The organism is Acuticoccus sp. I52.16.1 (assembly GCF_022865125.1).
In the GTDB taxonomy this organism is placed as follows: Bacteria; Pseudomonadota; Alphaproteobacteria; order Rhizobiales; family Amorphaceae; genus Acuticoccus.
In genome coordinates this window covers 2,132,177-2,150,931 of record NZ_CP094828.1, presented here as the reverse complement: position 1 = coordinate 2,150,931, position 18,755 = coordinate 2,132,177, and the positions used below count along the sequence as shown (strand labels likewise).

At 70.8% G+C, this 18,755-nt stretch carries 19 protein-coding genes; 13 read left to right on the top strand and 6 right to left on the bottom strand.

Features of this window, described 5'->3' with window-relative positions; all coding sequences use genetic code 11:
- Position 1: 1 nt before the first annotated feature.
- From MRB58_RS09675 to MRB58_RS09655, 5 genes are all read left to right on the top strand, one after another.
- Entirely contained in the window at positions 2-1,321 is a 1,320-nt protein-coding gene (locus MRB58_RS09675) for a TRAP transporter large permease (RefSeq protein WP_244781507.1), read from the top strand.
- Entirely contained in the window at positions 1,318-2,850 is a 1,533-nt protein-coding gene (locus MRB58_RS09670; RefSeq protein ID WP_244781506.1) for a malonyl-CoA synthase, read from the top strand. The genes MRB58_RS09675 and MRB58_RS09670 overlap by 4 nt, the downstream gene beginning before the upstream one ends.
- A 219-nt stretch (positions 2,851-3,069) precedes the next feature.
- Positions 3,070-4,005, top strand: a complete 936-nt coding sequence (locus MRB58_RS09665; protein WP_244781505.1) for a Na+-dependent transporter — start codon at positions 3,070-3,072, stop codon at positions 4,003-4,005.
- A gap of 134 nt (positions 4,006-4,139) precedes the next feature.
- On the top strand, positions 4,140-5,900 hold the full coding sequence (locus MRB58_RS09660; RefSeq protein WP_244781504.1) for a DUF3300 domain-containing protein: 1,761 nt from the start codon (positions 4,140-4,142) through the stop codon (positions 5,898-5,900).
- 24 nt (positions 5,901-5,924) lie between these two features.
- On the top strand, positions 5,925-6,830 hold the full coding sequence (locus tag MRB58_RS09655) for a DUF2950 family protein (protein ID WP_244781503.1): 906 nt from the start codon (positions 5,925-5,927) through the stop codon (positions 6,828-6,830).
- Positions 6,831-6,834: 4 nt separating this feature from the next.
- On the opposite strand, the gene MRB58_RS09650 is transcribed toward MRB58_RS09655, so the two are convergent.
- Genes MRB58_RS09650 through MRB58_RS09635 form a run of 4 tightly spaced genes read right to left on the bottom strand, consistent with a single transcriptional unit; the run spans position 6,835 to position 10,538 of the window.
- Complete coding sequence (locus tag MRB58_RS09650) at positions 6,835-7,608, bottom strand: HesA/MoeB/ThiF family protein (protein WP_244781502.1); 774 nt, start codon at positions 7,606-7,608, stop codon at positions 6,835-6,837.
- Positions 7,605-8,051, bottom strand: a complete 447-nt coding sequence (gene dut, locus MRB58_RS09645; RefSeq protein WP_244781501.1) for a dUTP diphosphatase — start codon at positions 8,049-8,051, stop codon at positions 7,605-7,607. The genes MRB58_RS09650 and dut overlap by 4 nt, the downstream gene beginning before the upstream one ends.
- A gap of 39 nt (positions 8,052-8,090) precedes the next feature.
- Positions 8,091-9,284 carry a bifunctional phosphopantothenoylcysteine decarboxylase/phosphopantothenate--cysteine ligase CoaBC gene (coaBC, locus tag MRB58_RS09640; protein WP_244781500.1) on the bottom strand — a complete coding sequence of 398 codons (1,194 nt, stop codon included), beginning with the start codon at positions 9,282-9,284 and terminating at the stop codon, positions 8,091-8,093.
- A 57-nt stretch (positions 9,285-9,341) separates the two neighbouring features.
- Positions 9,342-10,538, bottom strand: coding sequence for a penicillin-binding protein activator (locus tag MRB58_RS09635; protein ID WP_244781499.1), 1,197 nt, complete (start codon positions 10,536-10,538; stop codon positions 9,342-9,344).
- 30 nt (positions 10,539-10,568) lie between these two features.
- Here MRB58_RS09635 and rsmI point away from each other — a divergent pair, with 30 nt between their 5' ends.
- The 3 genes from rsmI (at position 10,569) to MRB58_RS09620 (ending at position 13,214) form a co-directional block, all read left to right on the top strand.
- Positions 10,569-11,444: a 16S rRNA (cytidine(1402)-2'-O)-methyltransferase gene (rsmI, locus tag MRB58_RS09630; RefSeq protein WP_244781498.1), complete on the top strand. Its 876-nt coding sequence runs from the start codon at positions 10,569-10,571 to the stop codon at positions 11,442-11,444.
- A gap of 73 nt (positions 11,445-11,517) precedes the next feature.
- On the top strand, positions 11,518-12,447 hold the full coding sequence (gshB, locus tag MRB58_RS09625) for a glutathione synthase (protein ID WP_244781497.1): 930 nt from the start codon (positions 11,518-11,520) through the stop codon (positions 12,445-12,447).
- Positions 12,448-12,449: 2 nt separating this feature from the next.
- Positions 12,450-13,214, top strand: coding sequence for an FkbM family methyltransferase (locus tag MRB58_RS09620; RefSeq protein WP_244781496.1), 765 nt, complete (start codon positions 12,450-12,452; stop codon positions 13,212-13,214).
- Positions 13,215-13,295: 81 nt separating this feature from the next.
- Here MRB58_RS09620 and MRB58_RS09615 read toward each other — a convergent pair whose 3' ends face one another.
- Positions 13,296-14,096 carry an RNA methyltransferase gene (locus MRB58_RS09615; RefSeq protein WP_244781495.1) on the bottom strand — a complete coding sequence of 267 codons (801 nt, stop codon included), beginning with the start codon at positions 14,094-14,096 and terminating at the stop codon, positions 13,296-13,298.
- Positions 14,093-14,977, bottom strand: a complete 885-nt coding sequence (locus MRB58_RS09610; RefSeq protein ID WP_244781494.1) for a class I SAM-dependent methyltransferase — start codon at positions 14,975-14,977, stop codon at positions 14,093-14,095. The genes MRB58_RS09615 and MRB58_RS09610 overlap by 4 nt, the downstream gene beginning before the upstream one ends.
- 135 nt (positions 14,978-15,112) lie before the next feature.
- On the opposite strand from MRB58_RS09610, the gene MRB58_RS09605 reads away from it, so the two are divergent.
- The 5 genes from MRB58_RS09605 (at position 15,113) to trxA (ending at position 18,732) form a co-directional block, all read left to right on the top strand.
- Positions 15,113-15,844, top strand: coding sequence for a CoxG family protein (locus MRB58_RS09605; protein WP_244781493.1), 732 nt, complete (start codon positions 15,113-15,115; stop codon positions 15,842-15,844).
- Between the two features lie 48 nt (positions 15,845-15,892).
- Positions 15,893-16,381, top strand: coding sequence for a (2Fe-2S)-binding protein (locus MRB58_RS09600; protein ID WP_244781492.1), 489 nt, complete (start codon positions 15,893-15,895; stop codon positions 16,379-16,381).
- A 3-nt stretch (positions 16,382-16,384) separates the two neighbouring features.
- Positions 16,385-17,182, top strand: coding sequence for a xanthine dehydrogenase family protein subunit M (locus MRB58_RS09595; protein WP_244781491.1), 798 nt, complete (start codon positions 16,385-16,387; stop codon positions 17,180-17,182).
- A complete protein-coding gene (locus MRB58_RS09590) occupies positions 17,179-17,718 on the top strand; it encodes a prolyl-tRNA synthetase associated domain-containing protein (protein ID WP_244781490.1) in 540 nt (179 codons plus the stop codon). The genes MRB58_RS09595 and MRB58_RS09590 overlap by 4 nt, the downstream gene beginning before the upstream one ends.
- A gap of 78 nt (positions 17,719-17,796) precedes the next feature.
- Positions 17,797-18,732, top strand: a complete 936-nt coding sequence (gene trxA / locus MRB58_RS09585) for a thioredoxin (protein ID WP_244781489.1) — start codon at positions 17,797-17,799, stop codon at positions 18,730-18,732.
- Positions 18,733-18,755 lie beyond the last annotated feature (23 nt).

The following is an 18,755-nucleotide window of genomic DNA, read 5'->3' as shown; positions in this document are numbered from 1 at the left end:
GATGGACCCGTTGACTCTCGGTGCCCTCATCGGGCTCGCCACGGTGGTCGTCCTGTTCTCGGGCATCTCCGTCGCCGTCGGCCTCTTGGTGGTGTCGACCCTTTTCCTCCTGGTGTTCGACGGCCCGGCCTCGCTGGAGCTGCTGCCGGAGATCTTCTTCGCCAACCTCGACGACTTCGCGCTCCTGTCGCTGCCGATGTTCATCATCATGGGCGCGTCGATCGCCTCCACGCGCGCCGGGGCCGACCTCTACGAGGCGCTCGACCGCTGGCTGACACGTGTCCCCGGCGGCCTCGTCGTGTCCAACCTGGGCGCCTGCGCGCTGTTCGCGGCGATGTCCGGCTCCTCGCCCGCCACGTGCGCGGCGATCGGCAAGATGGGCATCCCCGAGATGAGGAAGCGCGGCTACCCGTCCTCGGTGGCGGCCGGCTCCATCGCCGCGGGCGGTACGCTCGGCATCCTCATTCCGCCCTCCGTCACCATGATCGTCTACGGCATCTCGACCGAGACCTCGATCGGCCGGCTCTTCCTCGCCGGCGTCGTGCCGGGCCTCGTCCTGGTGGTGCTCTTCATGGCCTGGTCGATCTTCTCGACCTGGCGGCAGGGGGCGGCGCACGTCGCGCTGTCGGCCACGCGCTACACGTGGGCGGAGCGGGCCGAGATGCTGCCGCGGGTGCTGCCCTTCCTTGCCATCATCGTCGGCGTCCTCTACGCCCTCTATGGCGGCGTCGCGACCCCGTCGGAGACGGCCGCGGTCGGCGCGCTCCTGTGCATCGTCGTCGCCGTCGTCATCTACCGGCTGTTCCACCCGAAGGCGCTTTGGGTCGTCCTGCGCGACTCCACCCGCGAGAGCGTGATGATCCTCTTCATCATCGGCGCGGCGGGCGTGTTCGCGTTCATGATGTCGAACCTTTTCGTCACCCAGTCGATCGCCGAGTGGATCAAGGATCTCGAGGTCAACCGCTGGGTCCTGATGACGGTGATCAACGTCTTCCTGCTGGTCGCCGGGTTCTTCCTGCCACCGGTCGCGGTCATCCTGATGACGGCGCCGATCCTCCTGCCGATCGTCACCTCCGCCGGCTTCGACCCCTATTGGTTCGCGGTGATTTTGACGATCAACATGGAAATCGGGCTGATCTCTCCGCCCGTCGGCCTCAACCTCTATGTCATCAACGGCATCGCGCCGGACATTCCGCTGAAAACGATCCTTCTCGGATCGCTCCCCTATGTCCTATGCATGATCGTCGCGATCGTGATCCTGTCGATCTTCCCCTGGCTCGCGACCGGACTGCCCAATCTTCTCATGGGACCTGCCCTATGAACCACCTCATCGACGCCCTTCTCGCCGGGAAGGACGACGCCGCCCCCTTTGCCGAGATCCCCGGCAACCCGACGCGTCACTACACCTACGGCGACGTGCGCCGCGTGTCCGGCCGGTTCGCCGCCCGCCTGATCGAGCTGGGCGTGACGCCGGGCGATCGCGTCGCCGTCCAGGTGCCGAAATCCATCGAAGCGTTGATGCTGTACCTCGCCGTGGTGCGGGCCGGCGGTGTCTTCCTGCCGCTCAACACCGCCTACACCGCCGCCGAGGTCGCCTATTTCGTCGGCGATGCCGAGCCGGCGCTGGTGGTGTGCGACCCGAAGGACGAGGCCGCCATCCGCCCCATCGCCGAAAAGGTCGGCGCCAAGCTGGAGACGCTCGGCGTGTGGACCGCGCCGGACGTTCCCGCCGGCTCCTTCCTGGCGGGTGTCTCCGAGGGCCTCGGCATCGAGAACGACGTGCCGCGCGGGCCGGACGACCTCGCCGCGATCCTCTACACCTCCGGCACGACGGGCCGCTCCAAGGGGGCGATGCTCTCCCACGCCAACCTGGCGTCCAACTCCGAGACGCTGGTCGGGCACTGGCGCTTCACCAAGGACGACGTCCTCATCCACGCGCTGCCGATCTACCACACGCACGGCCTGTTCGTGGCGACCAACGTCGTCATGATCGCCGGCGCGTCGATGATCTTCCTGCCGAAGTTCGACGCCAAGGAGGCGGTCGCGCTGATGCCGCGGGCGAGCGCGATCATGGGCGTGCCGACCTTCTACGTCCGCCTCGTCGCCGAGCCGGCGCTGGCCGAGGCGTCGAAGAACATGCGCCTCTTCGTCTCCGGCTCCGCGCCGCTGCTGGCCGAGACGCACGACCAGTTCGCCAAGATCACCGGCAAGGCGATCCTCGAGCGCTACGGCATGACCGAGACGAACATGAACACCTCCAACCCCTACGACGGCGACCGCCGCGCGGGGACAGTCGGCTTCCCGCTGCCGGGCGTGGAGCTGCGCGTCGTCGAGCCGGAGACGAAAGAGGTCAAGGTCCTGCCGCAGGGCGAGATCGGCATGATCCAGGTGAAGGGGCCGAACGTCTTCCAGGGCTACTGGCGGATGCCGGAGAAGACCGCCGAGGAGCTGGCCGCGGACGGCTGGTTCACCACCGGCGATCTCGGCAAGGTGGACGAGCGCGGCTATGTCCACATCGTCGGCCGCGGCAAGGATCTCATCATCTCGGGCGGCTTCAACGTCTACCCGAAGGAGGTCGAGAGCGTCATCGACGAGCTGCCGGGGGTCGACGAGTCGGCCGTCATCGGCGTGCCGCATCCGGACTTCGGGGAGGGCGTGGTGGCCGTGGTGGTTCCGCGCGCCGGCGAGACGCTGGACGCCGCCACCATCGAGGCCGCGCTGGCCGACAAGCTCGCCCGCTTCAAGCAGCCCAAGCTGATCGACTTCGTCGACGCCCTGCCGCGCAATACGATGGGCAAGGTGCAGAAGAACGTCCTGCGCGAGAAGCACGCCGGGGCCTTCAAGGCCTGACGCTCCGCGCCGCGCATCGACGATCGGCCGGCCGTCCCCGGCCGGTCAGCCATGCCGCGGCGCCTGCTACCGGGTGCGGGACGATCGGCCTATGGTCCGCAGCGGACCGGCGCGTCGCGGTCCAGCCCCGCGTCCCGCCACCCTCCACCGAAGCGACCCGCCCGTGAGATCCCCGCCCGACGGCCCGCCCCGCCTCGACCTCCGCCGCAAGGCGTCTGCGTGATCGCGGCGCTTTCGTGGCTGGGGCGGCAGGGACCGCGGGCTCTGGTCGTGCTCTTCATCGTCGCGATGGCCGTCCCGATGCTGGGCGACCTGCTGCGGCCTTATGTCGGCGAGGGCGTCTTCGCGCTCCTCGTCCTCGCCTTCCTGCGCATCGATCCGGAGCGCCTGCGCGCCACCGTGCGCCAGCCGCGCGTGGCGATCCTCAGCCTCGTCTGGTGCATGATCGCGGTGCCGCTCGGCGCCTTGGCGCTGCTGCGGCTCTTCGGGGTCGACACGGCCGCCCCCCAGCTCTTCCTGGCGCTGATGATGCAGGTCGTCACCATGCCGATGATGGCGACCCCGTCGATCGCCACCATGATCGGCCTCGACGGGACCGTCGCGCTCGTGGCCGTCGTCCTCGCCGGGCTGTCCATGCCTATCCTCGCCCCGGCGATCGTCGCGCTGGCGGACGTCCCGGTGGATCTGCCGCCGCTGCGCCTGGCGCTGCTGCTGGGCGGCATGCTGGCCGGCTCGGCGGCGGTGGGGCTGGCGATCCGCGCGGCGCTCGGGGCCGGGCGCATCATCCGCTACCGCGAGGCGCTCGACGGCATCAACGTCATCGTGATGTTCATCTTCGCGGCCGCCGTGATGGGTGACGTGGTGCCGACGGCGCTGCAGGATCCTTGGGGCATGGCCGTCCTCGGCGTGATCGCCATCGGCGCCAATGTCGGCCTGCTGACGGTGTCCTTCCTGGTGCTGCGACCCGCCGGCTCGCGCACCGCGCTGGCGCTCGCCATCACCTCGTCGCAGCGCAACATGGGCCTCATCCTCGCCGTCGCCGGCGCCGCGCTGCCGGAGACCGTTTGGCTCTACGTCGCGATGGGCCAGTTCCCGATCTACTTCGCCGCGATGGTTCTGAAGCGCGTCGCCGGACTGCTGAAGGAATCCGACTGAAACGCCACGGGTTCGACATGAAGCCGCCCGACCTTACCGCAATTACGGAGCTTGTGGCGGTGAGCAATTAAACATAAAGTTGCTCACGTAGAGTTTGTGTACCGGCGATAGAGAACCTCGAAGGAGGCGGTGGCGTGCGATCTCTTCGGTCCATGACGGCGTTGGCCGCGTGCTTCCTTGCTGCGACGGCGCACGCCGTCCCCGGCGTCACCACGTCGAGCGTCAACTTCCGCACCGGTCCGGGCACCAACTACGATTCGCTCGGCGTCCTTCCCAGCGGCACCACGGTCGACATCGTCGACTGCAACGACGGCGGGACATGGTGTTCCGTGACCGCGGGCGACGCGCAGGGCTTCGTCAGCGGCAACTACCTGACCGAGACCGCGCTTCCCGTCGCCGAACCGACCGGGACCGACCTCGTCGAGCCGACGGGCGACGTCGCCGGCGCCGACGGCGCGCTCCTGGGCGACGACGAGCTCGACACCCTCGTCGCCCGCATCGCCCTCTATCCCGACAACCTGGTCGCGCAGCTCCTCGTCGCCGCCACCTACCCGCTGGAGGTCGTCAAGGCCGGCCGCTGGGTGGAAGCGAACAAGGACCTCCCCGCCGACCAGCGCGAGGCCGCGGCCAATGCCGAGGGCTGGGACGAGAGCGTCGCCATGCTCGCCGCCGGCTTCCCCACCGTGATCGAGATGCTGAACCAGGACCTCGACTGGACCGAGGCGCTGGGCGACGCGATGCTGGCTCAGAGCGACGGCGTGCTCGACGCCGTCCAGCGTCAGCGCGCGCGGGCCCAGTCGGTCGGCAACCTGGAGAGCAACGAGGCGCAAGTCGTCGACACGGTGAACAACACCATCGTCATCGAGCCCGCCCAGCCCGACAAGGTCTACGTCCCGGCCTACGACCCGGTGACGACCTACACCACCCCCGCCCCCGCCCAGCCGGTCTATGTCGAGACGACCGACAGCGGCTGGAACACCGGCGCGGTGCTTGCGACCGGTGCGATCGCCTTCGGCACCGGCCTCGCGATCAGCTCGATCTACAACGACAATTATCGTGATTATTGGTACGGCCCGCCGCGGGTGCACTGGGACAACCACTACGTCTATCCGCGTCCGGGCTATCGTCCGCCGCCGCGTCCGGGCTGGGGTCCGCGTCCGGGCCGGCCGGGTTATCCGCCCTACTACCGGCCCGACCGGCCGGGTGGTCCCGATCGGCCGGGGCGTCCGGGGGCTGGCTGGCCCGATGGTCCCGGCGGGCGCCCGGATCGGCCCGGCCGTCCCGACGTCGGCCGGCCGGGGCACCGCCCCGGTGGCGACAATCCGGGCGCCTGGAAGCCGGACGATCGCAAGCGCCACCAGGCGCGCCAGAGCATCGAGAACCGCCACAACGGCCAGGCCGGTCGGCCGGGCACCAACCGTCCGGCCGCCAATCGGCCCGCGGGGAACCGCCCCGCCGGCAACCGGCCCGCGGGCAACCGGCCGAACGCCGGACGGCCCGGCGGGCGTCCCAACCAGAGCTCGGTCGAGCAGCGCCTGAAGGCGGGTTCGGGGAGCGGCAACGTCGCCAAGCGGCCGGCCGGGCAGGGGGGCGCTCGCGCGACTGCACCGCGCAAGGGCGGCTCGTCCGGCAAGGCGCTCTCCAAGCCGCGCAACCCCTCGGCGGGCAAGACGCGCCAGGCCGCCTCCCGCGGCAAGGCCAGCAGCGCCAAGCGCGCCGCCGCGCCGCGTCGCCCGGCGGCCAGCAAGAACGTCTCGCGGCCCAAGGCGGCCCGCGCGCCGCAGCGGCACGCCGCGCCAAAGCGCACCGCCATGCACAAGAGTTCGCACGGCGGCCGCGCCCGCGCCGCGGGAGCACGCGGCAAGCGTGGTGGCGGCGGACGGCGCCGGCGGTAAGGACGATCAACCATGGGGCAACACATGAACCGGGCACTCGCCATCCTCGCGGTCAGCGTCCTGCCACTGGGCGGCGCACACGCCACGCCGGCCACCTACGACAGTCCCGAGGCGGCGGTCGAAGCCGTCGTCGCCGCGCTCGAAGCGCAGAGCCGCGACGATCTCCTCGCCGCCTTCGGTTCCGAGAGCGAGGACGTCATCTTCTCCGACGACCCCGCCCGCGACCGCCAGGACTGGGGCGACTTCCTCGCCAGCTACAAAGCGATGAACCGGATCGTGGTGGAGGGGGACACCGCCATCCTCAACATCGGCGAGGATCAGTGGCCGGTGCCGATCCCGATCGTCCACGCGCCGGACGGCACCTGGTCGTTCGATGCCGAGGCCGGCCGGGAGGAGCTGACCGCCCGCCGCATCGGCGAGAACGAGCTCGACGTGATCGAGCTCTTGCGCGCCTATGTCCGCGTCCAGGCCGCCTTCCGCCAGATCGACTATGACGGCGACGGCGTGATGGAATTCGCCGGCGCCATCCTGAGCGATCCGGGCGAGCGCAACGGCCTCTACTGGCCGCAGGAGGACGGCGCGCCCGAAAGCCCGATCGGCGACTTCATCGCCCGCGCGTCCTCGCAAGGGTACAGCATCGGCGGCGAAGAGGTCGAGCCCGACCCCTATTTCGGCTATTATTACCGTATCCTGGAGGGGCAGGGCGACGCGGCCCCCGGCGGCGCGTTCGACTATATGATCAACGGCAACATGGTCGCCGGCCACGCGATCCTCGCCTTTCCCTCCGCCTATGGCGAGAGCGGGATCATGTCGATCATGGTGGGCGAGAACGGCGTCGTCTACGAGGCGGACCTTGGCGAGGACACGCTGGAGCGCGCCGGCGCGATCGAGACCTTCGACCCGACCGACGAATGGTCCGTCCTCGAGTAGCGCGCTACTCCGGCCGCCCGGTCAGCGGGTTGGCCGGATCCCAGTCGTAGCCGATCGCGTCGAAGCGCATGTCGCGTGCGTCGAACAGCAGGAGCCGGCCGCGCAACGGCTCGCCCACGCCCAGGATCAGCTTCAGCACTTCCGCCGCCTGGATGGTGCCGACGATCCCCGTCACCACCCCCAGGATGCCGGTCGCCGAGCAGGTGTCGATCAGCGCGTCGGGCGGCGGGTCGGGGAAGAGGCAGCGGTAGGTCGGCCAGGGCGTGCCGTCGGGCCGGCTTTCGTGCGGCGTCAGCGTGGTGATCGACCCGTCGTAGCCGTTGACCGCGGCCGTCACCAGCGGGACCCCCGCGCGGCAGGCGGCGTCGGAGACGGCGTAGCGCGTGGCCGCGTTGTCCGACCCGTCGACGATGACGTCGCACCCCTCCAGCAGCGCGGCGCTGCCGGGGGTGAACCGGTGGGCGTGCGCCTCGAAGGCGGTTTCGGGATTGAGGCGGGCGACGGCCTCGGCGGCGCTGTCGACCTTGGCGCGGCCGACGTCGGGCGTGCCGTGCAGGATCTGCCGCTGCAGGTTGGAGAGGGCGACGGTGTCGTCGTCGATCACCCGCAGCGTGCCGACCCCGGCGGCGGCGAGGTAGGCGATCACCGGCGAGCCCAGCCCGCCCGCGCCGATCACCGCGACCCGCGCCTCCTTCAGCTTCTGTTGCCCCGGCCCGCCGACGTCCGGCAGCACCAGGTGCCGCGCGTAGCGCTCGATCTCGGCCGGGGAGAAGCTCATCGCCCGGTGGACCCGAATCCGCCGGCCCCGCGCGCGGTCACGTCTAGCGAGGCGACCGGCGTCAGCGTCACGGTGGCGACCGGCGCGATCACGAGCTGGGCGATCCGCTCGCCACGTTGGATGACGAACGGCTCGTCCGACAGGTTGACGAGAATCACCTTCACCTCGCCGCGATAGTCCGCGTCCACCGTGCCCGGCGCGTTGAGCACGGTGACGCCGTGGCGCGCGGCGAGGCCGGAACGGGGGCGCACCTGACCCTCGGTGCCGGGCGGCAGGGCGAGGGCGATCCCCGTCGGCACCATCGCGCGGCCCCAGGGGGGAAGCGTGACGGGTTCGCCCTCGGGGACGGCGGCGGGCAGGTCGATCCCGGCGGCGGCGGCGCTGGCATAGCCGAGCGTCAGACCCTCGCCGTGGGGGAGCAGCGTGTAGGAAACGTCGATCATGGCGCACCTCTAGCACCGTTGCGGCGCGGTGGCAGCGGGTCAGTCGCCTCTCGCGCCGATCGTCTCGGCGATCCGGGCGACGAGGCGCGTGCCGACCTCCTCCTTGGAGAGCCGCGGCCAATCCTCCACCCGGTCCTCGCTGACGAGATGGACGGTGTTCTCGGTCCCGCCGAAGACGTCGGCCGAGACGTCGTTGGCGACGATCCAGTCACAGCCTTTGCGGGCGAGCTTGTCGCGCGCGTAGGCGACGACGTTTTGTGTCTCCGCCGCGAAGCCCACCACGAGCCGCGGCCGCGCGGACGAGGCGCTGACGGTGGCGAGAATGTCCGGGTTCTCGGTCAGCGTCAGGACCGGCGGGCCGTCGGTCTTCTTCATCTTGTGCGGCGCCGCGTCGACGCGGAAGTCGGCGACGGCGGCGGCCATCACCGCGATATCGGCCGGCAGCGCGGCCTCGACTGCCGCCAGCATGTCGCGCGCCGATTCCACCGCGACGAGGTCCACCCCCGCCGGCGCCGGGATCGTCACGGGGCCGGAGACGAGGGTCACCCGCGCGCCGGCGGCGGCGAGCGCGGCGGCGATGGCGTGCCCCTGGCGGCCGGAGGAGCGGTTGGCGATGTAGCGCACCGGGTCGATCGGCTCGTGCGTCGGCCCCGACGTGACGACGGCGTGGCGCCCCGCCAGCGGTCCCGGCGCGGCGGGCGCGAGCGCGGCGTCGATTGCGGCGAGGATCGCGGCGGGCTCGGCGAGGCGGCCGACGCCGGCCTCCCCGCGCTCGGCCATCTCGCCCGCTTCGGGCCCGATGAAGCGCACCCCGTCGGCGGCGAGGCGGGCGACGTTGCGCGCGGTCGCCGGGTGCGCCCACATGTGCGGGTTCATGGCCGGCGCGGCGAGGACGGGGGCACCGGTGGCGAGCAGCGTCGCGGTGGCGAGGTCGTCCGCCTGTCCGGCGGCCATGCGCGAGAGGAGGTCCGCGCTCGCCGGGGCGACCAGCACGAGGTCGGCCGAGCGGGCGAGGCGGATGTGGCCGATCTCGCGCTCGCGGTCGAGGTCGAAGAGGTCGGTCAGCACGGGAGCGTTGGAGAGCGCGCCGACCGACAGCGGGGTGACGAAGCGCGTCGCCGCGTCGGTCATCACCACCGGTGTCTCGTGTCCGCGCTCGCGCAGCCGGCGGATCACCTCCAGCATCTTGTAGGCGGCGATCCCGCCGGAGATCACCAGGAGGATGCGTGCCATCAGCCGCGGCTCGCGCATCGGCGGATCGTCCGAAGCACCGCGCGGGCGCGGGTCATGTCAGGAGCGGCCGAACTTGGTCGGCGCGGGCGAGATCACCTTCGACTCGCCCCCCGGCGCCACCTCGTAGACCGCGAGGCCCCGCTCCGACAGTCCGTCGCGCGTCAGCCGGAAGATGCCGTCGACACCCAGGAACCCGTCGCTCGCCTGGAGCGAGGCGGGGCGGAACGCGCTCGCGCCGCGGGCGCCGACGAGCCCGTTGGCCAGCAGCGTCGCGTCGTAGACGAGAGAGGCCGTCCGCGGCGGGGTGGACCCGAAGGCGGCGGAATACTTCTGCGAGAAGCTCTCGAACCCGCCCGGCGCCGGCCCCGGATACCACGCGCCGGCCAGCGAGGTCGCCGCGAGCACCGCGCGGTTGGCCCATTGCCCGCTGCCCAGGAGCTTGGGGTCGAGGCCGGCGGCCGTGAATGCCTTGGCGGCGATCGACGGGTCGTCCCCGCCGTTGGGGATGAACACCGCCTGCACCGCGCCGCGCCCGGTCAGCGCCTGTGCCGCGGCTTCGATGTTGCCTTGGTCGTAGCGCTCGACCGTGGTGACGCGGCCGCCAGCGGCCGACACCGCCTCGCGGAAGGCGGCCTCCATGACGAGGCCGTAGTTGTTGTTCGGCACCAGGCCCGCGAACGTGCGCATGCCCTGGCTGGCCGCATACGACACGATGCGCGAGGCGTCCTGCTTCGGCAGGAAGGACAGGAGATAGACGCCGCGCCCCGCGACGCCCGCGTCGGTCGAGAAGGCGATGACCGGGATGCCGGCGTTGCGCGCGGGCTCGGCCGCGCCGCGCACCGCTTCGGCGAACACGGGGCCGAGGATGAGCTGCGCCCCGTTCACCACCGACTGGTCGGCGGCGATGCGCGCGTTGTCGGTCTCGCCGCCGGTGTCGCGCACTTCGATGCGGATGTTGTCGGTCGGGACGTCTCTCAGGGCGAGGTCGGCCGCGTTCTCGAACGACTGGGCGAGGCCGGAGGCGCTGCCGCCGGCGCTGAGCGGCAGGAGCATCGCCACGGTCACGGACCCGTCGCCGATGGTCTTGACGGTCGGTTGCGTGGGCATGTCCTGGCGTGTGACGAAGGCGTCGGGCGTCGGCTCGTCGCCCCCGCCGAAGCCGAAGCAGCCGCCGAGGAAGAGCAGGGCCGCGAGGAGGCCGGCTCGCGCGGCAGGTTTTATCGTCGTCTTGCGCACGGCGCTAACCTCTACCATTGATCGTCGACCTTTCAAGCAGGGATTACCGTGGCACGCAGAACCTTCGTGGTCGACGGCGTTTCCTTCTCCGTCGACGCCGCCTCCCCCGGTCTCCACATCGTTGCGACCCCCATCGGCAATCTGGGCGACATCACCGTGCGCGCGCTCAAGACGCTCGCCGGGGTCGACATGGTCGCCGCCGAGGACACGCGTCACACCGGCCGCCTGCTGCAACACTTCGGCATCGAGGCCCACCTGGTGCGCTACGACGAGCATGGCGCCGCCGCGCAACGCCCGCGCCTCCTCGCCGATCTCGCCGAGGGCCGGTCGGTCGCGCTGGTGAGCGACGCCGGCACGCCCCTCATCTCCGACCCCGGCTACCGCCTGGTGCGCGAGGCGCGCGAGGCGGGCGCCGCCGTCCATGCCGTCCCCGGCCCGGCCGCGCCGATGGCCGCGGCGTCCGTGGCGGGCCTGCCGACCGATTCGCTCCTCTTCGCCGGATTTCTGCCGGCCCGGCAGACCGGCCGCATCGAGCGGATCCGCGAGCTGATGACGGTGCCGGCGACGCTCGTCTTCTTCGAGGCGCCGCACCGCCTCGCCGAGGCGCTGGCCGATCTCGCCGCGGTGCTCGGCCCGCGCGAGGCCGCCGTCGCCCGCGAGCTGACGAAGCGTTTCGAGACGGTGGAGCGCGCCCCGCTGCCGGACCTCGCCGCCCGCTACGCCGCCGAGCCGGCCAAGGGCGAGATCGTCATCCTGGTGACGCCGCCCGCCGCGACCGGGCCGCTGGACGAGGCCGAGGTCGACGCGCTGCTGGCGGCCGCGATCGAGAAGCTGCCCGTCAGCGCGGCGGCGGCCGACGTCGCCAAGGCGACCGGGCTCAACCGGCGGGACCTCTACAAACGTGCCCTGGCACTCAAGTCGTAACGGCCATGAAATGATGAAGGATTGCGTTTCGGCCGATTGAGCCGCATGTGAAGCGTCCGACAAGGAGACGCCCATGGTCAAGGTCGCGGTCCAGATGGACCCCATCGCAGGCATCAACATAGCCGGCGATTCCACCTTCGCACTCCTGTTGGAGGCGGCCCGCCGCGGGTTCGAGCTGTTCCACACCACGCCCGACCGCCTCACCTTCCGCGGCGGTGCCGTGCGTGCCGCGCTGGAGCCGCTCACCGTGCGCGACGAGAAGGGCGACCACTACACCCTCGGCACGCCGGTCACGACGCCGATCGACGAGATGGACGTGGTGCTCCTGCGCCAGGATCCGCCGTTCGACCTCGCCTACATCACCTCCACCCACCTCCTGGAGATGACCAAGGCGCTGGTGGTGAACGACCCGGCCGGCGTGCGCAACGCGCCCGAAAAGGTCTTCGTGCTCGAGTTCACCGACCTCATGCCCGACACGCTGATCACCCGCTCGCGCGACGAGATCGCCGCATTCCATGCCGAGTTTGGCGACATCGTCGTCAAGCCGCTCTACGGCCACGGCGGCGGGGCGGTGTTCAAGCTGGGGCCGAGCGACCCCAACCGCGGCTCCCTGCTCGACATGTTCGAGGCGACCTACCGCGAGCCATACGTCATCCAGCGCTTCCTGCCGCGGGTGAGCGAGGGCGACAAGCGCGTCATCCTCATCGACGGCGAGTTCGCCGGGGCGGTGAACCGCGTGCCGCAGAAGGGCGAGATCCGCTCCAACATGGTGCGCGGCGGCGCGGCGGCGGCGACCGAGCTGTCGGACAAGGAGCGCGAGATCATCGCCCGCGTCGGCCCGCGCCTGCGCGAGACGGGGATCCTGTTCGCCGGCCTCGACGTGATCGACGGGATGCTGACCGAGATCAACGTGACCTCGCCCACCGGCATCCGCGCGGTGGAGAAGCTCGGCGGTCCCGACGTCGCGGCGATGTACTGGGACGCGGTCGAGGCCAAGCTCTAGCCGTGGCGGCGGCGCGGGGGCTGGCCGCCTTCGCGCGGGGCTGGCGCGGCGTCGCCCGCAGCGTGCGCATCTACCATCTCGATCGCGCGCACCTCGCCTCCCTCGCGGCGCTGAAGCGCCCGTTCGTCCCACCCGGCGGCCTCGCGTTCGATATCGGCGCCCACGTGGGCGACCATGCGCGCGTGTTCGCCGGGCTCGGCGCCCGCGTCGTCGCCGTGGAGCCGCAGCCTCGGCTCGCCACATTCCTCCGCCTCGCCTTCGCCGCCAACCGCCGCGTGACGGTCGTGGCCGCCGCCGTCGGCGCGCAGGAGGGGACGCTTCGCCTCCTCATCAACCCGCGCAATCCGACCGTGTCGACCGGGTCCGGCGCCCTCGTCTCCGCCGCGGTGGAGGCCGAGGCGTGGGCCGGGGAGCGATGGGACGAGAGCGCCACCGTGCCCCTCACCACGCTCGACGCGCTGATCGCCCGCTACGGCGTCCCCGATACGATCAAGATCGACGTCGAGGGGCTGGAGGATCAGGTGCTGGCGGGTCTCTCGCACCGGGTCGCGACGCTCTCCTTCGAATTCACCACGGTGCAGCGCGGCGTCGGCCTCGCCGCGCTAGAGCGGGCCGAGGCGTTGGGCTATCGCCGCTTCAACCTCTCGCTCGGCGCCACGCACGCGTTCCATTTCGCGCAGCCGGTGGACGCGGCCACGGTGGCCGGCACGATCGCCGACCTGCCCGACGCGGCCAACGCCGGGGATGTCTACTGCTTCACCGGCTGACGGCGGCCCGACTCTGCGGCGAATGCCGCGGATTTGTCGGAATTCCATGACCTTGCGTTCACCATACCGGGCGCTGCCGGGTCACAGGTGGGGGCGGCGAAGCTCGTACAGCCCGATCGCGGTGGCGATGGCGAGATTGAAGCTGTCGGCCTTGCCCGCCATCGGGATGCGCACCAGGCTGTCGCACCGCTGCGCCAGCGCGGCGGTGAGGCCGGACTGCTCGGTCCCCATCAGCAGAATGTGCGACGGTCCGGCGTCGATGGTGCGGATGTCGACGCTGCCGGCGAGGTGGGTGCCGATCATCGGCCCCGGCCGCGCGGCGGCGAAGCGGGCGAAGGCGTCAGCGTCCATCCGGGCGAGCGGCATGTGGAAGATCGAGCCCATCGTGGCGCGCACGGCCTCCACGCCGAACGGGTCGGCGCTGGAGCCGATGAGGATCACGCCCGCCGCGCCGATCGCGTCCGCGGTGCGGATGATCGTGCCGACGTTGCCCGGATCCCGCGGCTCCTCGAGGGCGACGATGGTGCCGGCGGGCATCGTCTTCGGATCGGCGAGGTGCTGCTCGAAGACGCCGATCACGGTCTGCGGGTTCTCCCGTCGCGCGACCTTCTCCATCACGGCGGCGTTGGCGAAGACCACGTCCGCCCCCAGCGCCCGCACCCGCGCGCCGAGGTCGGAGACGGCGTCGGTCGCCGGCTCCATGGCGACGATCATCGTCGGCGTCCACCCGGCGGCGAGCGCGTCGAGGACGAGCTTGTGCCCCTCGGCGAGGAAGAGCCCGCTCTCCGCCCGCGCCTTGCGCTGGTGCAGCGCCCGCACGGCCTTGATGAGCGGGTTGGCGGTCGACGTGACGTGCTTGACGCTCCCCGTCCGCGCGCTCACGAGCGGGTCTCCGGCGCGTCGCCCGGCCGCCAGATGGCGAACATCGAGGTGGGCAGCAGGCGGCCGGAGCGCTCCCGCAGCGCCAGCTCGCCGGTCTCGACGTGGCCGCCACGGCCGGCCATCGTCTCCTCCATCAGCCGGCCGATCGCCAGCGCCGAGGCGCGGATCGCGTAGGCGGTGAGGATCACGAAGCGCGCGTCCGGCGCGGTGATGGCGGCAACGTCGGCCATGAGCGGCGGCAGATCATCGAACAGGTTCCAGACTTCGTTCTTGGGTCCGCGGCCGAACTTGGGCGGATCCAGCAGGATACCCTGGTAGGTCCGCCCGCGCCGCACCTCGCGCGCCACGAACTTCGACGCATCCTCGCAGATCCAGCGCACCTGCGCATCCTGCAGCCCGGAGGCCTCCTGGTTCTCGCGCGCCCAGGCGATCGCCTTCTTCGACGCGTCGATGTGCGTCACCTTGGCGCCGGCGGCCGCCAGCAGCAGCGAGGCCGCGCCGGTATAGCCGAAGAGGTTGAGCACCTCGGCCCCCTCCAAGCCCTTCAGCGCGGCGATGGCGTTGTCCCAATGCGGCTTCTGCTCGGGGAAAAGGCCCGGATGGTGGTTGTTGCCGAGGCGGCAGACCATGCGCGCCGGGCCGATCGGAACGGTGAAGTCGCCGACCGGATCGCTCCAGCGGCCGGGGCCGTCCTCGTCGTCGGTGCCCTCGAAGCGGGTGTCGGCGCTCTGCCACAGGGCGGGGTCGGCGGGTTGCCACATCGCCTGCGGCTCGGGCCGGACGAGGCGCACGTCGCCGTACTGCTCCAGCTTGCGGCCACCGCCGGAGTCGAGCAGGGCGTAGCCGTCCCAGGGGTCGGCGATGAGGACGGAGAGCGTCATGTAGGCACCATATCGCCGGAAGTGTTGAGGGGCCGGCGTGAACCGGGCAATGTCTGGACCAACGGCCGCGCGTGTTCAACGCCGTCCCAGCGGCCCGAGCGGCGTTCCAGCGCCGCCCTCAACGGAGACCTTTCTATGGAAATGACCGGCGAACACCGCATCCCGGCCCCGCGCAAGGTGGTGTGGGAGGCGCTGCACGACCCCGAAATCCTGAAGGACTGCATCAAAGGCTGTCAGACTCTCGAGAAGAAGAGCGACCATGAGATGGTCGCCCGCGTTCAGGCCAAGGTCGGCCCCGTCAAGGCGACGTTCGACGCCGACGTCGAGATCGTCAACGAGAACGCACCGGCCAGCTACACGCTGCAGGGCGAGGGCAAGGGCGGCGTCGCGGGCTTCGCCAAGGGCAAGGCCGACGTGCAGCTCGCCGAGGACGGCGAGAACGCGACGATCCTCACCTATCAGGTCGACGCCAAGGTCGGCGGCAAGCTCGCCCAGCTCGGCTCGCGCCTGGTCGACACCACGGCCAAGAAGTACGCCGCCGATTTCTTCGAGGAGTTCTGCGCCAAGCTGAGCGCCCCGCCGCCGCGCACCATGTCCCACGCCGATACGGTGGTCGACGCGCCGGTGGACCCGGCCGTGATCGCCGGCACCGCGGGGCGGATCGAACCGCAGCGCGGCAGCCGCGCCGAACTCGCCAGGAACGAGTTCGAGGACGCCGGCCAGGCCGGAATCAGCGCGCTGCATCCGGAAGATAGCATCGAAACGCAACTGGAGGTCGCGTCGGCCAAGCGCATCTGGGGCGGTGCGTGGTTTTGGGGCGTTCTAGCGTTTGCGGCTGTGCTCTTGATTCTGGTAGCACTGGGCTAAGTTGGAATAACGCTAAAGGGCGCCGGGCGCCCGAGAGCGAGGGGAGCGATGAGCGAAGTCAAACTGACGGTGAATGGCCGTGCGGTCTCGCGCGATGTGGAGGACCGGACGCTACTGGTCGAGTTCATTCGCGAGCACCTCGGCCTCACGGGCACCCATGTAGGCTGCGACACGTCCCAGTGCGGCGCCTGCACCGTCCATATCGACGGCAAGGCGGTGAAGTCCTGCACCGTGTTCGCGGCGCAGGTCGACGGGGCGGCGATCACCACCATCGAGGGCCTGGCGGACGGCGAGACGCTGCATCCGATGCAGTCCGCCTTCCGCACCCACCACGGCCTGCAGTGCGGGTTCTGCACGCCGGGCATGATCATGATGGCGGTCGACATCGTGAAGCGTCACCCCGAGGGGCTGGACGAAGAGACGATCCGCAAGGAGCTGGAAGGCAACATCTGCCGCTGCACCGGCTACCACAACATCGTCAAGGCGATCGACGCGGCGGCTTCGGAGATGAAGGCCACCCCGATGGCGGCGGAGTAAGCGATGTACGCCACGAAATACACCAAGGCGACCTCGCTGCACGACGCCGTCGCCAAGCTCGCCGCGGCCGAGGACGGCAAGTTCCTCGGCGGCGGGCAGACGCTGATCGCCACGATGAAGCAGCGCCTCGCCGCTCCGTCCGACGTGATCGACCTCACCAAGATCCCGGAGCTGAAGGGCATCACCGTCGAGGGCGACACGGTCGTCGTCGGCGCGGCGTCGACCCACTCCGAGATCGCCCAATCGGCCGACATCCAGCGCGTGCTGCCGTCGCTGGCGGGCCTCGCCGCCACCATCGGCGACCCGGCGGTGCGCAACATGGGGACGATGGGCGGCTCGGTCGCCAACAACGACCCGGCGGCGGACTACCCGGCCGCGCTGCTCGGCCTCGGCGCCACGGTGACGACCTCCAAGGGGTCCTACACCGCGGACGAGTTCTTCCAGGGCATCTTCGAGACCGCGCTCGACGAGGACGAGATCATCGTAAAGATCTCCTTCCCGGTGCCGCGGAAGGCCGCCTACGAGAAGTTCCGCAACCCGGCCTCGCGCTACGCCCTGTGCGCGGTGTTCGTGGCGATGACGGCGGACGGTCCGCGCGTCGCGGTCACCGGCTCGGGCAACGAGGGTGTCTTCCGCGTCACCGCCATGGAAGAGGCGCTCGCCGCCCACTGGTCGGCCGACGCGGTCGCCGGCATCGCCATCGACCCCGAGACGATGCTCGCCGACATTCACGGCTCGGCCGAGTACCGCGCGCATCTCGTCTCGGTGCTGGCGGCCCGCGCGGTCGCCAAGGCCGGTTGAGCGAAGGGGCGAGCCCCGACGCGGCACCGCGAGGCTTCGACCGTCTGGCCGAAGCCTTCGCCGCGCTCGGCATCGACCCGCCGACGGTGGAGCACGAGGCGGCCTTCACCGTCGATTCGGCGGTGGAGCTGCGCGGCACCATCCCGGGCCTGCACACCAAGAACCTCTTCCTGAAGGACAAGAAGGGGGCCTACTTCCTGGTGACGGCGCCGGAGGATGCGGCGATCGACCTCAAGCGCATCCACACCGTAATCGGCGCCAAGGGCCGCGTCTCGTTCGGCTCGGCGGAGGCGATGGTGGCGATGCTGGGGGTCACGCCCGGCTCGGTCACGCCGCTGGCGCTCATCAACGACGACGCCGGCACCGTGCGCTGCATCTTCCACCAGGCGCTGGGCGAGGCGGACCTCATCAACGTCCACCCCTTGCGTAATACGGCCACGGTGACGCTCGCGCGTGCGGAGCTGTTCGAGATCCTGCGCCGCGCCGGACACGAGCCGGACGTCATGACGCTTCCCGCGCCGGACGCGGACGCGTAAGAGTTTCGCCTCGGACCGATTGTCTTGGGCGGTCGCGAGCCCATGTTTCCACGAACGACAAGGCGAATGGGACAACGTATGAGCACCCTGTTGGGTCCCGGCGGACAGCAGCTTTCCTCCACTCCGAGCACGCCGTCCGCGGCGGCGCCCGGCGACGTGGTCGAGACCACGACGCAGACCTTCATGGCCGACGTGGTGGAGGCCTCGCGCGACGTGCCGGTGCTGGTCGACTTCTGGGCGCCGTGGTGCGGGCCGTGCAAGCAGCTCGCGCCGATCCTGGAGAAGGCCGTCGCCGCCACCAAGGGCGCGGTCAAGCTCGTCAAGATGAACATCGACGAGCATCCCGAGATCGCCGGCCAGCTCGGCATCCGCTCGATCCCGGCGGTCATCGCCTTCCGCCAGGGCCAGCCGATGGACGGCTTCGTCGGCGCGCAGACCGAGGGACAGATCAAGCAGTTCCTCGAACGCATCGCCGGCCCGGCCGACGACGGCGTCGCCGAGATGATGGAGCAGGCCGCCACCGCCCACCAGGCCGGCGAGTACGAGCAGGCGCTGATGCTCTACAGCCAGGTCCTCCAGATCGACCCGGAGAATACCGAGGCGATCGCCGGGCTCGGCATGGTCAGCCTTTCGTCCGGCAACATCGAGCAGGCCAAGGACATCTTCAGCCAGATTCCCGACGCCATGCGCGCCGACCCCGCCGTCGAGGCGCTGGGCAAGGCCATCGGCCTCGCCGATCAGGCCGCCGCGCTCGGCGGTGCCGCCGACCTCAAGGCCAAGGTGGACGCCGACCCGAACGATCATCAGGCGCGCTTCGAGTACGCCGTCGCCCTCGCCGGAGAAGGCGACAAGCTGGGCGCCGTCGCCGAGCTGATCGAGATTCTGCGGCGGGACCGCGAGTGGAACGAGGGAGCCGCACGCCAGGAGCTGATGAACTTCTTCGATGCCTGGGGCCCCAAGGACCCCGCGACCGCGGCCGGACGCCGCAAGATGGCGTCGATCCTGTTCGCCTGACACCACGCGAACGCGAGGAGGAC

What these genes read in the sequence shown, in the direction of transcription:
- MRB58_RS09600 (WP_244781492.1), top strand. Translation starts at nt 15,893, where the DNA reads ATGAGCGAAGTCAAACTGACGGTGAATGGCCGTGCGGTCTCGCGCGAT.
- MRB58_RS09595 (WP_244781491.1), top strand. Translation starts at nt 16,385, where the DNA reads ATGTACGCCACGAAATACACCAAGGCGACCTCGCTGCACGACGCCGTC.
- MRB58_RS09635 (WP_244781499.1), bottom strand. Translation starts at nt 10,538, where the DNA reads ATGGTAGAGGTTAGCGCCGTGCGCAAGACGACGATAAAACCTGCCGCG.
- MRB58_RS09650 (WP_244781502.1), bottom strand. Translation starts at nt 7,608, where the DNA reads ATGAGCTTCTCCCCGGCCGAGATCGAGCGCTACGCGCGGCACCTGGTG.
- dut (WP_244781501.1), bottom strand. Translation starts at nt 8,051, where the DNA reads ATGATCGACGTTTCCTACACGCTGCTCCCCCACGGCGAGGGTCTGACG.
- MRB58_RS09605 (WP_244781493.1), top strand. Translation starts at nt 15,113, where the DNA reads ATGGAAATGACCGGCGAACACCGCATCCCGGCCCCGCGCAAGGTGGTG.
- trxA (WP_244781489.1), top strand. Translation starts at nt 17,797, where the DNA reads ATGAGCACCCTGTTGGGTCCCGGCGGACAGCAGCTTTCCTCCACTCCG.
- MRB58_RS09610 (WP_244781494.1), bottom strand. Translation starts at nt 14,977, where the DNA reads ATGACGCTCTCCGTCCTCATCGCCGACCCCTGGGACGGCTACGCCCTG.
- gshB (WP_244781497.1), top strand. Translation starts at nt 11,518, where the DNA reads ATGGTCAAGGTCGCGGTCCAGATGGACCCCATCGCAGGCATCAACATA.
- coaBC (WP_244781500.1), bottom strand. Translation starts at nt 9,284, where the DNA reads ATGGCACGCATCCTCCTGGTGATCTCCGGCGGGATCGCCGCCTACAAG.
- MRB58_RS09670 (WP_244781506.1), top strand. Translation starts at nt 1,318, where the DNA reads ATGAACCACCTCATCGACGCCCTTCTCGCCGGGAAGGACGACGCCGCC.
- MRB58_RS09675 (WP_244781507.1), top strand. Translation starts at nt 2, where the DNA reads ATGGACCCGTTGACTCTCGGTGCCCTCATCGGGCTCGCCACGGTGGTC.
- MRB58_RS09655 (WP_244781503.1), top strand. Translation starts at nt 5,925, where the DNA reads ATGAACCGGGCACTCGCCATCCTCGCGGTCAGCGTCCTGCCACTGGGC.